Below are 16,604 nucleotides of genomic sequence, written 5' to 3'. Positions count from 1 at the left end.
AACAACTATCCGATTGTATAATCAACAATATAAACGCTTACCTTCGCTTACAAAATAACTGTTTAATTTATTCGATTATTTCTTCTTACAAGCAAGAAGTGTATGACCAAGGCCTAAATCATCAGTATCTTGATCAACATACATACCTGCTTCTTGAATTAAACGCATCATATCTTTAGAGTGATACATACGGCTATTACCATTCGCCATAGCAGTAAAGTAGATAGACGTAGCATTAACACAATAAGCACCCGCTTCGTATGGCTGGCGATCCCAGAAAGTTTCTAAGATATACAAACGACTATCAGCAGTCATTACATCAGCAGCACGCTTAAGAATACTTAAAATTTCACTTTTACTGAAACAATCTAAAAATTGACTCATCCAGATCGTGTCTGCGCCATCAAAGAAGGTACGGCTTTCATCAAGTAAATCCGTTTCATGACCATGCACACGATCAGCAACACCCGCATCTTTCGCGTTAGCCAGCGCAACATTAAGCTGCCCAGGTAAATCCATAATAGTAACATTGACGTTTTCATCGTGATTAGTACACGCTAATGACCATTTACCCGTGTTGCCACCAACATCTAGGATATGCTTTGGCTGATGTTCGAATAATAACGCCAACACTTCAGGGAACGCATGATCAGAATAGTAATGGTCAAATTCAAACCAGCTTCTTTTCGCTTCTTCTGGTAATTGACTTAGACCTGGGTAAATTGTTTTCCAATCACCAAACACATGTAAACCCGCAGGGGTACCAGTTTCAATGGCTTTATCCAAATCGAATAAACCCTGATAACAAACATGATGAGTAAAATCGAGATTCTTTAACGCCATGTCATCGTTAAGCAAAAAATCACCGACTTTATCTAAAATAAAGTTGTCACCTTGTTGCCAAACCAAACCCATGCTTAGTCCCATATCAAGCAATACACTAACGCCGTATTCACTGGTATCCAACGTATCTGTCAATGCAGATAAACTAATACCTTTGTTACCCGCTTCGTCTACTGCTTTTAAAATACCGAACTTTAATAAACAGCGCGCGACCTGAAACGCGACTGGTGCGAATGCGATTTTCTGCGCTTCAAATTTTGCATTAAACGCTGATATTTCAGCCGGTTTGTTATAAAACGTCATCATTACTCCGTGAATGAATTCAATTTTGAAAATATTTAATATAAATTACTTTATTAGTCTAACTTATTTAAGTTAAGATTTCCGATTAAAATCATAGCTATATACAAAAGCAAAAAAGCCTACTCAAAAATGAGCAGGCTTCAATTAACAGTATATTTTGTCAATCGTTAGTTATAACGCTGACCTTTTGTTAATTCCATTTGACGATTAGCGGCATCACCAGAAATTCTAAATTGGCGATGATTAATATTATCTTCAATAAAGGCTGCTGCATTATCATAATGACATTCAGTCACAAATTCAGGCTTATAAGTATAATAATTTGTTTCTACTTTTTCTGAACTTGCTTCAATGATCACAATACCGTGTTCGCTGGTATTTTTATGATGTAGGTTAGTGTTGTTTTCAATGTACTCACGTAACTCTGGTTTCATCATGGTTTCATCATCATCTTGGAATGAATAGCTAGCACCACCCGGTTGATCCGGTACTAACATTGGGTCAAGCACATCAATAATAAAGTTTTTTAGCTCTGTCAAATCTTGACCAGTGCCTTCTTCAATGCTTTCGATAATCCCTTCAATTAAGCCCGATGCTGAAGCTGAACTAATTGATGCACCGGTAAATTCAAATAACTTACCTGCATCACTGTTATGCTCTGCTACCCACGATGAGTGAATATCGCCAGACAATAAAATTGTATTATTATTTTCATTTTTATACACATTTTCTTGTAGATACTTACGTGCTAATGGCAAACCATCCCACTGATCTATCGAGATAAGTAACTTGTCATCACCCATCACTGACGGTAATACTAAACCCAGCGCTCCAAGGATAGTTTGCGCAGCTTCAATATGTCCATCTGTTATACCATTAGGATAATCACCATTTGGATATGTCTCTAGAAACCTGTCGATAGACTCAGTGCTTAAATCTACAACCATGGCTGCATTTGATACTGAGTTAGCAACGAAACGCCACTTAGCCTCAGTCATCAGCTCTTCTTCAACCCATGTTTGCTGACCTTCACCCCAAGCATTTTGCCAATCTTGTAATTGGTCTAAACCTGAAGCATCCCACTCTGTTTTATTTGTTGGCATTGAAGTACCAAATACTTTCTTCTTATTACCGCCAATACCTTCTTCTGTATAACGGCCTGCACGCAATAGCGTATATAGCTCATACCATTTTGGAGATGCAGCATAACGGGTACCAAATGAGGTAACCAGAGAACTTTTACCCATGGTGACAAATGGGATGCCTTGCGTGTCGCCGATTGTGATAGACGAACGATCAAATGACACAGAACGATCAATCGTCAGACCTAAATGGCTAATCAATCCATCTAAATACGGCACTGATAATAAACCATTAGAAAGCGCTTTTTCTGCGTTATCTTGCGCAAGAGATGGTTCAAATCCAGCTTCGATATAACGTTTAACAAGTTGTCCATAGATTGACGATTTTAAGTGAGCATTAGGATTCTGTTCTTCATCATCTTCAGAGCCTAAGTCACTCCATAAGCAATAACTAACACAATTCTTCACAAATTTCTTTTGATCACCTTTCAAGCCAGAAGCCGACATTTCAAAGCCCATCACTTCATTTAACTCAGCTTCAATCGCCATTATATGACCAGGGAAAGTATCTTCAGCAATCGGGTGGTCAGGACGGAATGAACGGTAATCGGTTGCAACCAATTTCATGGTATTACCGAAGTCAAACGAACGATGGATACGAGGATGATATTCACCAGAACCACCAATCGTGCCTTCAATCATATTTTTACCCGCAGCGATGCTATTTTCATGTCCAGATGTATCAGCCCATTCACTGTCATCAAATGGAACATATTCAATAAAAGCTTTCATCGCATTAGTACAACGATCAATAGCCTTATCACCAGTGCCCTTGCCTTTCAGTGTTGCTAACTCATCATATGTTGAATACATCTGCCACGCATCATCGGTAAACTCATGATCGTCCCAGATATCAATGATTGGAAATTTAGCTAATACTTCCTGCAAAATTTCATCATTACGATATGTTTTATAAATTTCACGGTAGTTATCTAATGATTGTGCAGCTTGGTATTCAGATTTCTCACCACCATTAATGGTAATCGCACCGTCACGGTCAGTAAATTCAATTTTACGGTCATCGGTTGAATCTTGGAATGATGGATCACCCGTTGTTTCATAAATGAAATCACCAATAAATAAAATGAAATCAGTATCATCATGATCTTGTAATAAAGTCAGGTATGAATTGTAATAACGACCGATGAAATCTTGGCATGATGCGAGTGCAAATTTTACTTTAGCATTCGATGACGTCGCTAATGCCGTTTTAGTTCTGCCCTGACGTGAAGTGTTTTGTACACCGTCATTATTGGTATATATAAACTTATAATAGTAAGTCGTGTAAGAATCTAGTCCTTCAACTTTAACACGCAGACAATAATCATCATCACTGCTCACTAATAGGTTATCGACAGCGACCGTTGGTGAATCTTCTTTACCCGCTTCCCAGACAACTAAACCAACATTTACATCAGCAGCTTCAGCATACTTCTCACTTAAACGAGTCCAAAGAATAATTGAATTTGGTTTTGGATCACCAGAAGCTACGCCATGTGGAAAGTAACTTGCTAGTGGGTCTGTATGTGGATCAGTACCTGGTGTAGTACTGCTATCAGAATCACTAGTACAACCCATTAATTGCATTGCAGCCACTGAACCTGCACCAACAACTAACGTACGTAAGAACTTTCTGCGAGAAACTATCATTTAAACATCCTGATTAATGAGCTGAGTTATTTTTAACCCGCATAATAAGGATGGTTTATGTCTAAACTGTGACAGTTTCATGTCGTTTAGATTAATTGTTCTATTTATTTAAAATTTCTTATACATTGATATGTAAATATATATATTTAATGGAAACAGTAATGTGAAACAACTTGTTGCCTTTAGATAATGCAATATAAGGGGCGTGAGAGATAGAGATAGAGATAGAGATAGAGACAGGCAGAATAGATGATATTAATAGATATGATTTATTTTACAGGAAGTAAAAACCAAAAAAGCCTGCTTATATAAGCAGGCTTTTTAATATGGGGCGACTGAAGGGATTTGAACCCTCGACAACCGGAATCACAATCCGGGGCTCTACCAACTGAGCTACAACCGCCATTAACTGTCGACATATCTCGCTAAGCATTGTTAGCCAGACCGTCTGTTGTTTCGATGGAGAGATTATGCAGTAGTTAGATTAAACATGCAAGCCTACTTATTTATCATGAACACTTTACGCCCCCTTCGAGTTAATTTTAAACAAACAAGCTAAAGTAAGTACAAAACGACCAGAATTCAACGGCATTACCCTCTATTAAACAGTAGATTATTTGGATTTACTGTCATGAACTAGCAGCAACATACTCAATTAGATATATAACTCTAGTTTTATCTAGTATAGCTATCATCATAAATAATGATTTTTCGTAAAATCTAAGCTGATATTGAGGTAACAAAGCTCATGAGTGAACAAATTCTAAATATTTCGGAGAACTTTTGGAACATACGAGGCGACTTTAAGATTGGCGGCATCTTAAATATAGGCACTCATGCCTCAATAGTTCGCTGTGCAAATGGTAAATTTGTACTGCTCGATGCCTACACACTACAGGGAAAACTAAAAAACCAAATCGATGCATTAACAAACAATGGGGCGGATCTTGAGGCTATTATTAATTTGCACCCTTTCCACACCATACATGTGAAGAAAGTGCATGAGCAATATCCCAATGCTAAACTTTATGGCACGCAGCGACATCAAGACAAATTTCCAAATCTGCCTTGGCAATCACAGTTAACCGAATCAAGCGAGTTTGCAGCACTGTTTGCAGATGATTTCGAGTTTTCAGTTCCCGCTGGTGTTGATTTTATTTCGAGTAATGAAAACCTGCATTTTTCATCGGTTCTTGCCTACCACAAAACGTCTAAGACTATTCATGCCGACGATACATTAATGTACTTGAAATTCCCGAGTATCATTGGCGTACTTAAGAAACCAGAAGTCTCATTTCACATGACGTTACCACAGACATTAGAAAAACGACCTGGCGCTGCAGCAGACTTCCGTAATTGGGCTATTCAATTAACCAAACAATGGGCTGATGCTGAAAATCTGTGTGCAGCACATTCATCAACGTTAATAGGTAACAAGAGTGTATCCCCATCGGTCGCAGAGAAAATCACACAAGCATTGCAGAAAGTAGAAAAAACACTGAAAGCGCATGAGAAGAAGTTTGGTTAACAACGCTACTCTTCTTCAATCAACAACTGGGTCGCGCTAATTTTATTTTCTTGTAAAAAGGCGAGTAATTTAACCATATGTTGAATTTGGGCAGTTTTATCTGACGCGATCACAATTTCAGCATCTGGTTTATCTGTCACCAATGTAACGAGAGCTGCTTTAAAGGAGTCCCAATCACTAAATTGCTCACCTTGCAGCGCCCAGTAAGGTGCTTGCGCTAAAATATTAATAGTCACCGATTTATTATCGACTTCACTTGTCACGGCATTATCTGAAGTCGGTAGTTCCACTTCTAACGTTTGCAACTTAATGCTAGCCGTCAGCAGTAAAAATACCATGACAATAAAGATGATATCTAATAACGGGGTTAAATCTGGCAAGATTCCGCCAGCATCATTATCTTCGCTAACTTTAATCATGCTGCATTACCTAAACCTTTATTGCTAGAGACCATATTAGTCTGCTTTGCATTTCGACATACAGCTGCAACTTCAGGGCTTGCCGTACATTGCTTATCTACAAGCTGCAAACCTTCTAACCATAGATTACAAAAATTTAAACCATGTTCTAATTTATTAATTACTTTATCAGCCCACAGCCCTAACAATTGTGATGCAGCAATCGCCGGTAACGCCACTAATAGTCCCGCTGCTGTCGTATGCATCGCAACACCCAAGCCATCTGCAAGATCATTGGGAGTCACAGCACCCGTACTTACTGCGACAGCTTTAAACATATCGATTAATCCAATGACTGTGCCTAACAGACCTAATAATGGGCTTAATACACCAATCAAAGCCAGCAGTTTTAAACCTGCACGCAGTTGTTGACGTTTTTGTTGTAGCCACATACCAGCAGCATCTTCACGTAATGACTTGGTAAAGTGACGGTGTTGAATCAGCATCGCAACACCACGGTTCATCAACCCTCGTTGCTTGCCTAATCGCTGTGCTAGTTGTGCCAATTCGTCATCATTCGTTGGTTTGTGCTGACTCAATAACTTATTAATTCGCAGCCGACCCACACGGGTAAAAACCAGAAATTGTACCAAACGCTCAAGTACTAAAGTTAACGTTATTGCTGAACATAACAATAATGGCAACGTCATTAAGCCTAACTGGCTTTGTAGGTCTAGAAAGGCTTGCGTCATTAACGCCAAGTGACTTTGTAATTCGGGAAAATTTTGCATACTTAATCCAACTTAAACTTTACAGGAACATAAACACGATGAGCAACTGCTTGACCATTAACTTTTCGAGGTAAAAACTTCCATTGTGCGATAGCTTTTGAAGCAGCCTTATCTAACATCTTCGTACCAGATGAGTCTTTTAATTTAATCTTCATTTGCTTGCCATTTTCATCAAGCCAAACCTCATATACAACAGTTCCTTCGATTCCCTTACGTTTTGCGAGTCTAGGATAACTAGGTGGTTGCGGTGGTTTAGCAAAACGTGATTCACTGACTAATTGTGGTACATCAGTCACCCCCGCTTTCGCGTCTGCGCTGGCTTGTTGTTTTACTTTAGATTCTGGTTCGGTTATTTTTTTTGATTCAGGCTTAACAGGCTGAATTTTTGGTTCTTTTTTCTCAATGATTTCTGGTTCGAGAGATTTAGACGCAACAGGATTTTGCTCTTTCGGGATAGCTGTTTTTTTCTTTTTCACGTCTGATTTTACAGGATGTGGTTTTGCTTTTTTGACTGGGTTAACTTTAGCCTCAGACTTCGCTTTAGGCTCTACCTTTTTAACTTGTTTGATCTTCTCTACTGGCGGTGTTTTTGTTTCAACAGCAGGAACGACAGGCGCTTTCATAAAGTTAACTGATACGCTATTAGATTTACTACCTACAGGCATAGCAAACATTGTGTTTTCAGGTGCTGACCACAGCATTGCACTATGCAATGTTAGTGATAACGCCCCTGCGACTAAATAACGGTTTAAATTCAAACTAATCGTCCTGAAATACTAACTTGGAATAACAATGAGAGTCATTATCATTCACATTTATAATAATAGCAATTATCATTTGCATTAAATATTCAGGACGATTTCACCTTAATTGTTTTTATATTCGTAACTTTATTAATACATAAAAATATATATATAAATAACGTTTATAGATGAATATTAAAACTTCCAATCAACCGTTACACCCCAGTTACGACCAGCTTCAGCTTTGCGATCAACACCTAGATCACCAGGTTTTACGCTACTTACGTCATCGTATAACCAGTATTGTTTATCAAAGGCATTAAATAGCCCCGCAGTAAGCGTTACATCAGTCATAGGACGGTAATATGCAGTAACATCAACAACGGCATAACCAGAAACAGATGCAATCGCGTCATCAGCCCAATCATCTTTACTTGCTACCATGTTAATATTTAACAATGAACCAAATTGACCGTTCTCAGCATCATAACCTAGACCTAAATCACTGGTTAATGGTGCGATAGTATCTAACGTTTCGTTGGTGTCTTTGTTATAACCTTCTAAATACGCAATGCTAAATTTAGTGTACATGCCTTCAGGTGCGTTAATCGCTTCGTCCAGTAATAATGTAGAACTAAATTCAACACCATAAATTTCAGCACTTGCTATATTGTCTTTCGTCGTATGGTCCTTATTACCAACTTTACCTAAGTTAACCTCAGCAATCAGATCTGTATAATCATTATAGAAAGCAACAAACTCTGTACGAACTGCATTATGTTTAGTTCGGATACCCATTTCATACGACACACTTGATTCAGGTTTAAGATCTGGATTGGCATCCACAATCGCACCCGTATTATAAAAGTAATATAGGTCATATACAGTCGGGGCTTTAAAGCCTTGACTGATTTGTGCAAAACCACTGAAGTTATCAGTAAAGTGATAAACAGAACCAAGCTTCGCAGTGAATGCATCGCTCGAGCTATCTACATATTCAGTATCAAAACCATCATTCGTTTCTGGCGACGCATCAAATGAGTCATAGCGTAAACCCGCAGTAACAATCAAACGCTCATCTAAGTAGAAACCTTGGTCTTGAACAAACATTCCCCACTGGGTTAGAGTTGCATCTGGCATATCAGTATGACCAGGCTTAGAAGTCCCATCAAGATAACTATAATCAACATTTTTAGTGCTGAAATCATTTTGTAAGAAACTAGCCCCATAAGTGATCTCGTGGTAACTACTTTCCAACTCAATTAACTTATCAAACTGCGCATCAAATTGAATTGATTCATCGTTAGCATCACGCTCACGCATGCGAGAACCTTTTGCTGGCGTAGTATCATAGTTTTTAGATAATGAATTGGTTTTTTGGAAATTAATTTTCCAATCTAATGAATCAAAAATAGCATTATTCGATACCCACTCATGTTCAACACCAATACGTAATCGCGTAGTTAGATCTTCATTATAATTATCCGTATAGACATAACCAGGCATCATTTTATAGCCTTCATTAGAAAGCTCATCTTCATCATACGTATTTGTATAATACTCAGTTATCAAACCTACGCGATGCTGGTCGTTTAATTGATAGAAAGCTTTTGCTAATAAGTTACCTACTTGCTGATCAGCTGGATTGGCAGCACCACGATCAGGGCCATTAATATCGGCGCCATTACTGTGTGTTTGATATTCGTTAGCATCTTTGTACGTCAGCATAACTAAGGTTTCGAGCTTATCTTTACGCATTGCCCAAGTGCCAGTTGTTTTGAAACTGTTATCAACACTCTTATAACCTGTTTTAATACCAAATGCGTTTTCATCACTCTTAGTTTTTAACACATCATCTGGATTTTTAGTACGCATCACAACTGCGCCACCTAGTGCATCAGAACCATATAAGGTTGACGACGGACCTTTATTTACTTCGATACTTTGCAATGTATCAACTTCAATTGAGCTCGGGAATTTGCGCTGCTCATTTGAACCGGGATTGTAAGGTACAGGTTGTGCTACCCCATCCACCATTATTTTCACTCGGCTATCATCCATGCCTCGAATATTAATACCTGACATACCAAAACGACCAGAACCATTAACCGAAACACCCGGTGTTGCTTTTAGCGTTTCTTTAATATCCGCGGCCATCGTGCTATCAATACTATCAGCTGAAACACTACTAATAGAACTTGATACATCATTAATACTCTGCTCAGTACGTGTTGCAGAAACCACAACCTCATCTAAAGATGTCACGGCTGCTGCGTAACTATTCGTTGATATGGCAAGTAAAATTGCGCTAGTTAATACATTTATTTGAGCTGACATGTTTCTTCCTTCAAGTGTCATAACTGATTTGCGAGCATACTACCAAGATCAAATGAGAATTACTATCATTCTCATTAGTATTTCTATTTATTTTTCACTAAAAGTGCACATTTAAGATAAGTAATAAAGTATTTTATTGTAATTAATGGTAAGCACATATTTTATGTGGTTTTTTAGGTGTTATTAGAGAGTCTTCTAGTTCAAATATTGTTCTTTGGCTATAAATAATGAATAAAAATGAAAATATGGTATATTCAGCAACTATTTTTTATTAAACCTATCCATAATAGATAGCTATACTGCAAACCTAACCGCTCACAGGGTTAACGTTTGTTTACGAACTTAGGTATGGCACCTAAGGTATTTAATAGGCGATTTGACACTCTGAACAAACAATCCGGTCATCACTCATGAGACTGTTGATATCAATGTCAGGATTTATTCTGTCATACAATATGTTCGGTGTTAAATCTCAACTTCAATCATAAAATCAGCATGATAGTCTGCTTACTCAATTCGGTTTCATTTCGATTTAATGTACTTTTGATTTAGTGCAGATGAGTAAGGCTGATAAAAACCAAGAGGTAATATGAATACTATTTATTCAATTGGTGAACTAGAATCTTTTTTAATCGCATTTTTAGTCTTATTTTTAGGGCATCTCGTTAATAAAAAAGTCCCCGCACTACAACGATTCAATATCCCCGAACCGATTGTCGGCGGTTTGATCGTGGCGATTATAATTACTATTTTACACTTTCAAAACATTACACTTGAATTCTCTCTTCCCTTGCAAAGTACATTAATGCTTATGTTCTTTAGCACGGTAGGACTTGCCGCTAGTTATACCCAACTACTAAAAGGCGGCTCTAAGGTTTTCCTTTTCTTAGCTGTCGCATCACTCTACATTATTATTCAGAACGGTATTGGTGTGAGTTTAGCGACAATGCTTGGCCTAGAACCTATCCTCGGGTTAATAGCTGGCTCGATTACATTATCGGGTGGTCATGGTACAGGTGCTGCGTGGTCACAAACATTCAGTGACATGTACGGAATGAATACCCTTGAACTTGCTATGGCTGCGGCAACATTTGGCTTAGTTATTGGTGGCATTATCGGTGGCCCAGTTGCACAGCGACTTATTGCCAAGAACAACTTAGAGTCAGAGTATGGCATTGGTACTAATCACCATGAGCAATTCCCGGAATTAGTGACATACAATGAATTAGAAGAAGATCGTATTACCGGTAAGAGCATCATTGAAACACTGTTCATTCTGTTAACTTGTGTCGTTGGTGCAGGTTATGTTGAACAAGCCGTTTCCTTACTTAACATCACGTGGTTAAGAATTCCTGACTTTGTATACGCATTATTTTTAGGTGTGATCTTCACAAATACAACCGAAGTAACCAAAAGTTATAAAGTAAACAGTGAAGCGGTTGATATTCTTGGTACCGTCGCCCTCTCGCTATTTTTAGCAATGGCACTCATGAACCTTAAATTGTGGAACATATTTGATTTAGCGCTACCTTTGCTTATCATTTTAGCGGTTCAAGCAGTCGTGTTAGCTATTTTTTCGTATTTTGTCACCTTTAAAATCATGGGTTCAAATTACGATGCAGCGATTATCGCTGGTGGTCATTGTGGTTTTGGTCTAGGCGCAACGCCGACAGCTGTAATGAATATGGGCTCGCTCGTATCTCGCTACGGTCCATCACCACAAGCATTTATGGTCGTACCGATTGTTGGTGCATTCTTTATTGATATCGTGAACTTAATTATCCTGCAAGGCTACATTAGCTTTATAGGGTAGATTAAATATTTATCAGGTCTGTCAATCGCAGGCCTGATAATCAGCTAACCCTTCCATTATCAACCCAACTACTTACTTTGTTTTAGTGTTATTCGATTAGCACGTCGAACACATACCGCAATATAAAGCACCGCTAAAATGACAGGGAAACTCCACAATAATTGCGTTAAACAAAGCAATACCTTATGGCTACCATAACCCGCATAAGCAAAACCTAGTGGATTAACCAAAGATAATACGAATACTAAACACACCCTTTGTAGCGCAGATATAAATCTCATATGACCTGCCAAGTATAATTAATGGATAGTTGGATGGGGATCTTTAAGCCAATCTGGCGATATTTGTAATGCGTCAAAGCAAGATTCACAAATAGGATGGCGATGACTAAAATCCAATAGTGGTATTAACGTCGTTTTTACAGCTTGCGTTGCTAAAGCCTTAAAAGAATTTGATACTGATTCGCCACGTAGCAATGACATCATCCATTGATGCGGCATGGTTAAATACCGTAGTGCGGTGTAATGCTGGCCCTGTTCTTCATATAAAGCCGCTAAGTTATGCTGACCAGATATCCACCCCATAAGCAGTTCTTCATTCTCGGGATCACTTTCCCAACTCACCGTTATCTGCTCAATTGCGTTCTGATAACAAAGTTCAGCATCAAGCCAAGATTTTTCATTAAAACAGCGGTTGCCATTTTCCATTAACACTTTCCAAGTTTGCATAAAACACCCCAAATAATAATGATTCTCATTTATATTTGAAAATCATTATCATGTAAAGCACTATTTAAACAAAAAGGATATATATTATTAATTAGCGTTAATCGAGGTTAACTGCGCCCAACTCTGTCGTTTACGATAAATAGTCGAAGCGCTAATATCAAGCAATGCAGCGGCTTTCGGAACATTACCATCACAATGTTCAATTGCATTTTCAATGATCTGTTTTTCACTTTGCCACAATGGAATGATATCCACCTCAATATCTCGGATCAGCCTTACTTTGTCTGATTTAAAATTATCATGCTCGGCAGGCATTAACGTCGATAAGTTATCACGTGGAGGTAATAAGTTTAAATAACCATCATAAGGTAACAGCTGGGCATTTTTTTTCTGAGTATCAGAGTTATTCTCTTGCAGCATTTCTATTGGTAACATGCCGACCGTGACTAATTCCGAATTATTTAAGACAACAATTTGACGAATAACATTTTGTAACATCCGAACATTACCCGGCCAAGAATAGTTCGTAATTATTTCAATCGCTTTACTATCAAAGCCCTTAAATTTTTTCCCTTCTTCGCTACTGTAATCAGCCAATAATTTCTGCGCGATAAGAAGACAATCATTATTACGCATACGTAGAGGTGGTAATTCAACAGGGATAACATGCAAGCGATAAAAAAGATCTTCACGAAAACGCCCCGCAGTTACTTCATTCCAAGGCTGTCTATTTGTTGCACTAATGAAGCGCACATCAACGCATTCTTCTTGTGAACCACCAACGCGCTGAAATACGCCGGTTTGAATGAATCGTAACAATTTACTTTGTAAATCAAGGTCCATTTCACATATTTCGTCCAAAAATAGTGTGCCACCATGAGCTCTCGTCGCTGCACCATCTCTGTTAGACGTCGCCCCTGTAAAGGCGCCTTTCATATGACCGAATATTTCACTTTCAATTAATTCTTTTGGTATTGCGGCACAATTAAGGGCAACAAAAGGTTTATTTTTACGTATACCACTATCATGTACAGCTTGTGCACACACCTCTTTACCAGTGCCACTTTCACCAACAATAAAAACAGATGCTTTACTGCTGGCAACGCAATCAATCGTTTTATATACCGCCTGCATTGCCAGTGATTCACCAATGAAGCCTTGGTAGTTGTTCTTAGGTAAACTACTTTCATAATTCGCAACCAAACTCAGTAGCTGTCGCTGCTTGAGCGCATTACGCACTGTGATAGAAAGGCGCTTTGCATCAAAGGGTTTAACAAGAAAATCAAATGCCCCTGCTCGCATCGCGTCAACAGCAATATCAATAGAGCCATAAGCAGTAATCATAATAATACTAATATCAGGATGCCGCTGCTGGACTGTCGCTAAGATATCCATGCCAGACATATCAGGTAATTGTATGTCTAAAATCAGTAAATCAGGTTGCCACTGAGTCAATTCGATTAACGCATCTCGCCCAGATTTAACATGAGTAACTTTTGCTCCTTCAGTGCGTAAATAAGCACTATAAATTGCACCAACGGAAGCGCTGTCTTCGACTAATAACGCAGTAAACCCCATGTTATGACTCCTTGTCACCTATATCTTATGATACATACCTACAACGCTAGACTCTCATAAAACGTTTAATTAGAAATGTGTCTTTGCCATTTGGTAAATTGAACTCCGCGCCACAAATCTCGATAAAAATACAATAATAACAATAAATTGACAGCGAGAAGAAGAAATTCGATAACACGATATCCTTCAACTTTACTCATATTGACTACTAGTAGCATAGTAAATATTATCCATGATGTAGCCAAATGTGACTTACAATAAGGTAAATACACCAAACGCTGACTAATCACATAAAACAGCACACCACGAATAAATACAGTCAACACCATCGTATTCAATAAACCGATAAGACCAAATTCACCAACCGCCCAATAGCCAAGCGTTAACAAATGAATTGCACAAATACCATCAATAATCGATGTCCATTTAGCACTCTGCTTCAAAAAACAGCCAATGTTCAATAACTCTGAGTGAAATCGCAATGCCATGATCAAGCACATCCAAGGTATTAAACTGATACTGTCTCGGTAACTTTCAGGTAGCATGAAATCCATTAAAACAGGAGCCATGAACAACATACCACCAGCGAATAACATGCCGACTTGTACGCCTAATATGGCATATTGAGCGCCTTGTTTTGAATCTGTTTCATGCACTTGAAACCGCCTTGCATACCACCACATTCGGAAGGGTTCGAACGCGACCGAAATCATGAGTCCAAATTGTCCTGCAGCAAAAAAGATGGCTAATTGTTGCTTACCCAAATGAATTACCACCAGCCAATTTTCAGCGCCATTAAGGCAGTAAACGAAAATGCCCGAACACACAATAAAGGCGATATATCTGTAATGGTATAGAGAGAAAGTAGCACGTGGCCCTAGCAGGTGAGAACGGAAATAAATTAATACCACAATCGCGATTGTTGAGCTACTGATCGCACTTGATAGCATCATCCCCGTTACGCCATAACCAGCAAAAAGCAGCCCTATCGAAAGTGCTGTTTGTAATATGCCTTGAGCAACCGAAAAAACCATAAAAGGCACAGCTCGGTGGGTCATTCTAAAATAACAATAAGGCACGGTAAGCAACGAAGATAACGATAAGCTAATTAACAGTAGTTGCAGATCAAATAAACGTAACGTAACGGGCAACCAGGTTAATATTAATCCACTTAAAGGGAGTGCTAAACACAAGAAGGCCGTCGCACATAGCAATGATAACCTAAAGCATTGGCGCATCACTGCATCGTTATCTTCTTTAATCTGACTGCTGGCAAAACGAAACAAGATATCACCTAAACCTAACGTCAAAAATAAGCTCATCATTGACGCAATACTCACTAAAAAATTCAGTTCTCCGTAGTCAACCTGCGTTAGCATGCGGGTGACAATTGGCATCATAATGAAGCCAAGTCCTTTCAATACAAAGATACCAAGTCCATAAATAAGCATCTCTTTAAGACTATTCATTTATTCTGGTTCCTTCGATTAACTTAGATAGCCGATGCGCTTGCACTTGTGCATTAAAGTATTGCTCGACTCGCTTCCTAGCAAGTAGTCTCATTTGCTCTCTCACGTTATGCTGACATTGTATGAAGGTTTCAATCGCAAGTTTTAAGGCGATGATATCCTTCGATGCAACAATATAGCCCGTGTCTTCAGTTACAATTTCACTACACCCCATCAAATCACTTGTAATAACAGGTAAGCCCATTGCCATTGCTTCTTTTAATACCATTGGCCCCGTATCACTATCACCATTTGCTGCAACACAAAACGGGGCGATAAAACCATCGTAATTAGCCCCCTCCTGTGCAATCCAATGTGGTGTTTTATAACCAAGCAAGCGTACAAATGCGCTTAATTTTAATTTTTTAATTAAATGATAAAGTTGCTTCTGTGAGGGGCCTTGCCCTACGATATCTAAATGAGGTCTTTTGTTCTCAGCAATAAGTGATAACGCTTCAAGTGCATAATTAATGCCTTTCTTTTCAACTAAATGCCCGACGAATAACAGCTCCAATTGCTTATGCTCAGTGCATTTATGTGACGAAAATCGGGATATATCAACACCACTATGTAACAAGTGCGTGTGCTTTGCGCCTAATTTTTGAAATGTTTCAACCATGTCTTGGCATACCGCAATACTAAAATCACAGGCTGATAACTTAAATTGAATATCAGCATTATTGGCATAAACGTCATGGCCGTGCCCTACACTTGATGTCGTAATATCAAGCCATCGACTAGCCACTAATGTATACGCCAAACTACAATGCATAAAATGACAATGAAAATGTTCACAACCATGCTTACTGGCAAGATAAGCTAACTTAGCACCGTAGAGTAATAATGATTTAGTTGAAATGGCATGTTGATTTTGGGCACAAATTAGCGCCTTCGTCATCGCCACAGGTCTTTTAGCGACAAATGCGGATACATCCTTATTTGATGCACTATTAATATCGACCACATTGACATGCTCAGGTAGTGTGATGACTAACTCTCGCTTAATGAAGCAAAACACGGTTATCTTATGCCCTGTTTTTGCCAATGCTTGAATCTCGGTGACAATAAATGTTTCAGAGGCAACTGGAAATTCGGGAACAACAATCGCGATATGTTTCATTGCTATACCTTAAATAAGAGAGTTAAAATTAAGTATAGAAATAATAATGATATTGGCATTGTTGAAGTGAATTATTGGTAGCTCTACCGTATAATATTCTGTTTTCTAGTTTGAGTGAGTGT

13 protein-coding genes and 1 tRNA gene are annotated in these 16,604 nt (G+C 38.5%); 2 read left to right on the top strand and 12 right to left on the bottom strand.

Annotation, left to right across the window (positions count from 1 at the left end; translation table 11 throughout):
• Window positions 1–75: 75 nt before the first annotated feature.
• The 3 genes from HWV00_RS07255 to HWV00_RS07245 all read right to left on the bottom strand — a co-directional run bounded on the left by HWV00_RS07255 (window position 76) and on the right by HWV00_RS07245 (window position 4,341).
• Window positions 76–1,146: a class I SAM-dependent methyltransferase gene (locus HWV00_RS07255; protein WP_211686417.1), complete on the bottom strand. Its 1,071-nt coding sequence runs from the start codon at window positions 1,144–1,146 to the stop codon at window positions 76–78.
• A gap of 167 nt (window positions 1,147–1,313) precedes the next feature.
• Complete coding sequence (locus tag HWV00_RS07250; protein WP_211685435.1) at window positions 1,314–3,938, bottom strand: alkaline phosphatase D family protein; 2,625 nt, start codon at window positions 3,936–3,938, stop codon at window positions 1,314–1,316.
• Window positions 3,939–4,265: 327 nt separating this feature from the next.
• Window positions 4,266–4,341: transfer RNA gene (locus tag HWV00_RS07245), tRNA-His, on the bottom strand.
• A 345-nt stretch (window positions 4,342–4,686) separates the two neighbouring features.
• Between HWV00_RS07245 and HWV00_RS07240 the strand changes: the two genes are divergently transcribed.
• Entirely contained in the window at window positions 4,687–5,466 is a 780-nt protein-coding gene (locus HWV00_RS07240) for a hypothetical protein (protein ID WP_211685434.1), read from the top strand.
• Window positions 5,467–5,471: 5 nt separating this feature from the next.
• Here the strand turns inward: HWV00_RS07240 and HWV00_RS07235 are convergent, their stop codons facing one another.
• The 4 genes from HWV00_RS07235 to HWV00_RS07220 all read right to left on the bottom strand — a co-directional run bounded on the left by HWV00_RS07235 (window position 5,472) and on the right by HWV00_RS07220 (window position 9,735).
• Window positions 5,472–5,885, bottom strand: coding sequence for a biopolymer transporter ExbD (locus HWV00_RS07235; protein WP_211685433.1), 414 nt, complete (start codon window positions 5,883–5,885; stop codon window positions 5,472–5,474).
• Window positions 5,882–6,655 (bottom strand): MotA/TolQ/ExbB proton channel family protein, encoded by a 774-nt coding sequence (locus HWV00_RS07230; RefSeq protein ID WP_255554950.1) that lies wholly within the window; start codon window positions 6,653–6,655, stop codon window positions 5,882–5,884. Before HWV00_RS07230 ends, HWV00_RS07235 begins: the two co-directional genes overlap by 4 nt.
• A gap of 2 nt (window positions 6,656–6,657) precedes the next feature.
• Entirely contained in the window at window positions 6,658–7,413 is a 756-nt protein-coding gene (locus tag HWV00_RS07225) for an energy transducer TonB (RefSeq protein WP_211685432.1), read from the bottom strand.
• A 180-nt stretch (window positions 7,414–7,593) separates the two neighbouring features.
• A complete protein-coding gene (locus HWV00_RS07220) occupies window positions 7,594–9,735 on the bottom strand; it encodes a TonB-dependent hemoglobin/transferrin/lactoferrin family receptor (RefSeq protein ID WP_211685431.1) in 2,142 nt (713 codons plus the stop codon).
• Between the two features lie 589 nt (window positions 9,736–10,324).
• Here HWV00_RS07220 and gltS point away from each other — a divergent pair.
• The gene (gene gltS / locus HWV00_RS07215; protein ID WP_211685430.1) at window positions 10,325–11,548 is read left to right on the top strand and encodes a sodium/glutamate symporter; all 1,224 of its coding nucleotides are present in this window, start codon (window positions 10,325–10,327) and stop codon (window positions 11,546–11,548) included.
• A gap of 68 nt (window positions 11,549–11,616) precedes the next feature.
• On the opposite strand, the gene HWV00_RS07210 is transcribed toward gltS, so the two are convergent.
• The 5 genes from HWV00_RS07210 to HWV00_RS07190 form a co-directional block, all read right to left on the bottom strand.
• The gene (locus HWV00_RS07210; RefSeq protein ID WP_211685429.1) at window positions 11,617–11,829 is read right to left on the bottom strand and encodes a hypothetical protein; all 213 of its coding nucleotides are present in this window, start codon (window positions 11,827–11,829) and stop codon (window positions 11,617–11,619) included.
• Between the two features lie 18 nt (window positions 11,830–11,847).
• Window positions 11,848–12,276, bottom strand: coding sequence for a hypothetical protein (locus HWV00_RS07205; protein ID WP_211685428.1), 429 nt, complete (start codon window positions 12,274–12,276; stop codon window positions 11,848–11,850).
• A gap of 87 nt (window positions 12,277–12,363) precedes the next feature.
• Complete coding sequence (locus HWV00_RS07200; protein ID WP_211685427.1) at window positions 12,364–13,854, bottom strand: sigma-54 dependent transcriptional regulator; 1,491 nt, start codon at window positions 13,852–13,854, stop codon at window positions 12,364–12,366.
• 65 nt (window positions 13,855–13,919) lie between these two features.
• Window positions 13,920–15,323: a lipopolysaccharide biosynthesis protein gene (locus HWV00_RS07195; RefSeq protein WP_211685426.1), complete on the bottom strand. Its 1,404-nt coding sequence runs from the start codon at window positions 15,321–15,323 to the stop codon at window positions 13,920–13,922.
• Complete coding sequence (locus tag HWV00_RS07190; protein WP_211685425.1) at window positions 15,316–16,482, bottom strand: glycosyltransferase; 1,167 nt, start codon at window positions 16,480–16,482, stop codon at window positions 15,316–15,318. The genes HWV00_RS07195 and HWV00_RS07190 overlap by 8 nt, the downstream gene beginning before the upstream one ends.
• Window positions 16,483–16,604 lie beyond the last annotated feature (122 nt).

This window comes from Moritella sp. 24 (genome assembly GCF_018219155.1).
Classification (GTDB): Bacteria; Pseudomonadota; Gammaproteobacteria; order Enterobacterales; family Moritellaceae; genus Moritella.
The sequence above is the reverse complement of the archived record's forward strand: the minus strand, read 5'-3'. Positions and strand labels throughout refer to the sequence as shown.

Bases quoted from the DNA above. Each gene is read 5' to 3' on its own strand.
- HWV00_RS07255 (WP_211686417.1), bottom strand. From the start codon at position 1,146: ATGACGTTTTATAACAAACCGGCTGAAATATCAGCGTTTAATGCAAAA.
- HWV00_RS07250 (WP_211685435.1), bottom strand. From the start codon at position 3,938: ATGATAGTTTCTCGCAGAAAGTTCTTACGTACGTTAGTTGTTGGTGCA.
- HWV00_RS07240 (WP_211685434.1), top strand. From the start codon at position 4,687: ATGAGTGAACAAATTCTAAATATTTCGGAGAACTTTTGGAACATACGA.
- HWV00_RS07235 (WP_211685433.1), bottom strand. From the start codon at position 5,885: ATGATTAAAGTTAGCGAAGATAATGATGCTGGCGGAATCTTGCCAGAT.
- HWV00_RS07230 (WP_255554950.1), bottom strand. From the start codon at position 6,655: ATGCAAAATTTTCCCGAATTACAAAGTCACTTGGCGTTAATGACGCAA.
- HWV00_RS07220 (WP_211685431.1), bottom strand. From the start codon at position 9,735: ATGTCAGCTCAAATAAATGTATTAACTAGCGCAATTTTACTTGCCATA.
- gltS (WP_211685430.1), top strand. From the start codon at position 10,325: ATGAATACTATTTATTCAATTGGTGAACTAGAATCTTTTTTAATCGCA.
- HWV00_RS07210 (WP_211685429.1), bottom strand. From the start codon at position 11,829: ATGAGATTTATATCTGCGCTACAAAGGGTGTGTTTAGTATTCGTATTA.
- HWV00_RS07205 (WP_211685428.1), bottom strand. From the start codon at position 12,276: ATGCAAACTTGGAAAGTGTTAATGGAAAATGGCAACCGCTGTTTTAAT.
- HWV00_RS07200 (WP_211685427.1), bottom strand. From the start codon at position 13,854: ATGGGGTTTACTGCGTTATTAGTCGAAGACAGCGCTTCCGTTGGTGCA.
- HWV00_RS07195 (WP_211685426.1), bottom strand. From the start codon at position 15,323: ATGAATAGTCTTAAAGAGATGCTTATTTATGGACTTGGTATCTTTGTA.
- HWV00_RS07190 (WP_211685425.1), bottom strand. From the start codon at position 16,482: ATGAAACATATCGCGATTGTTGTTCCCGAATTTCCAGTTGCCTCTGAA.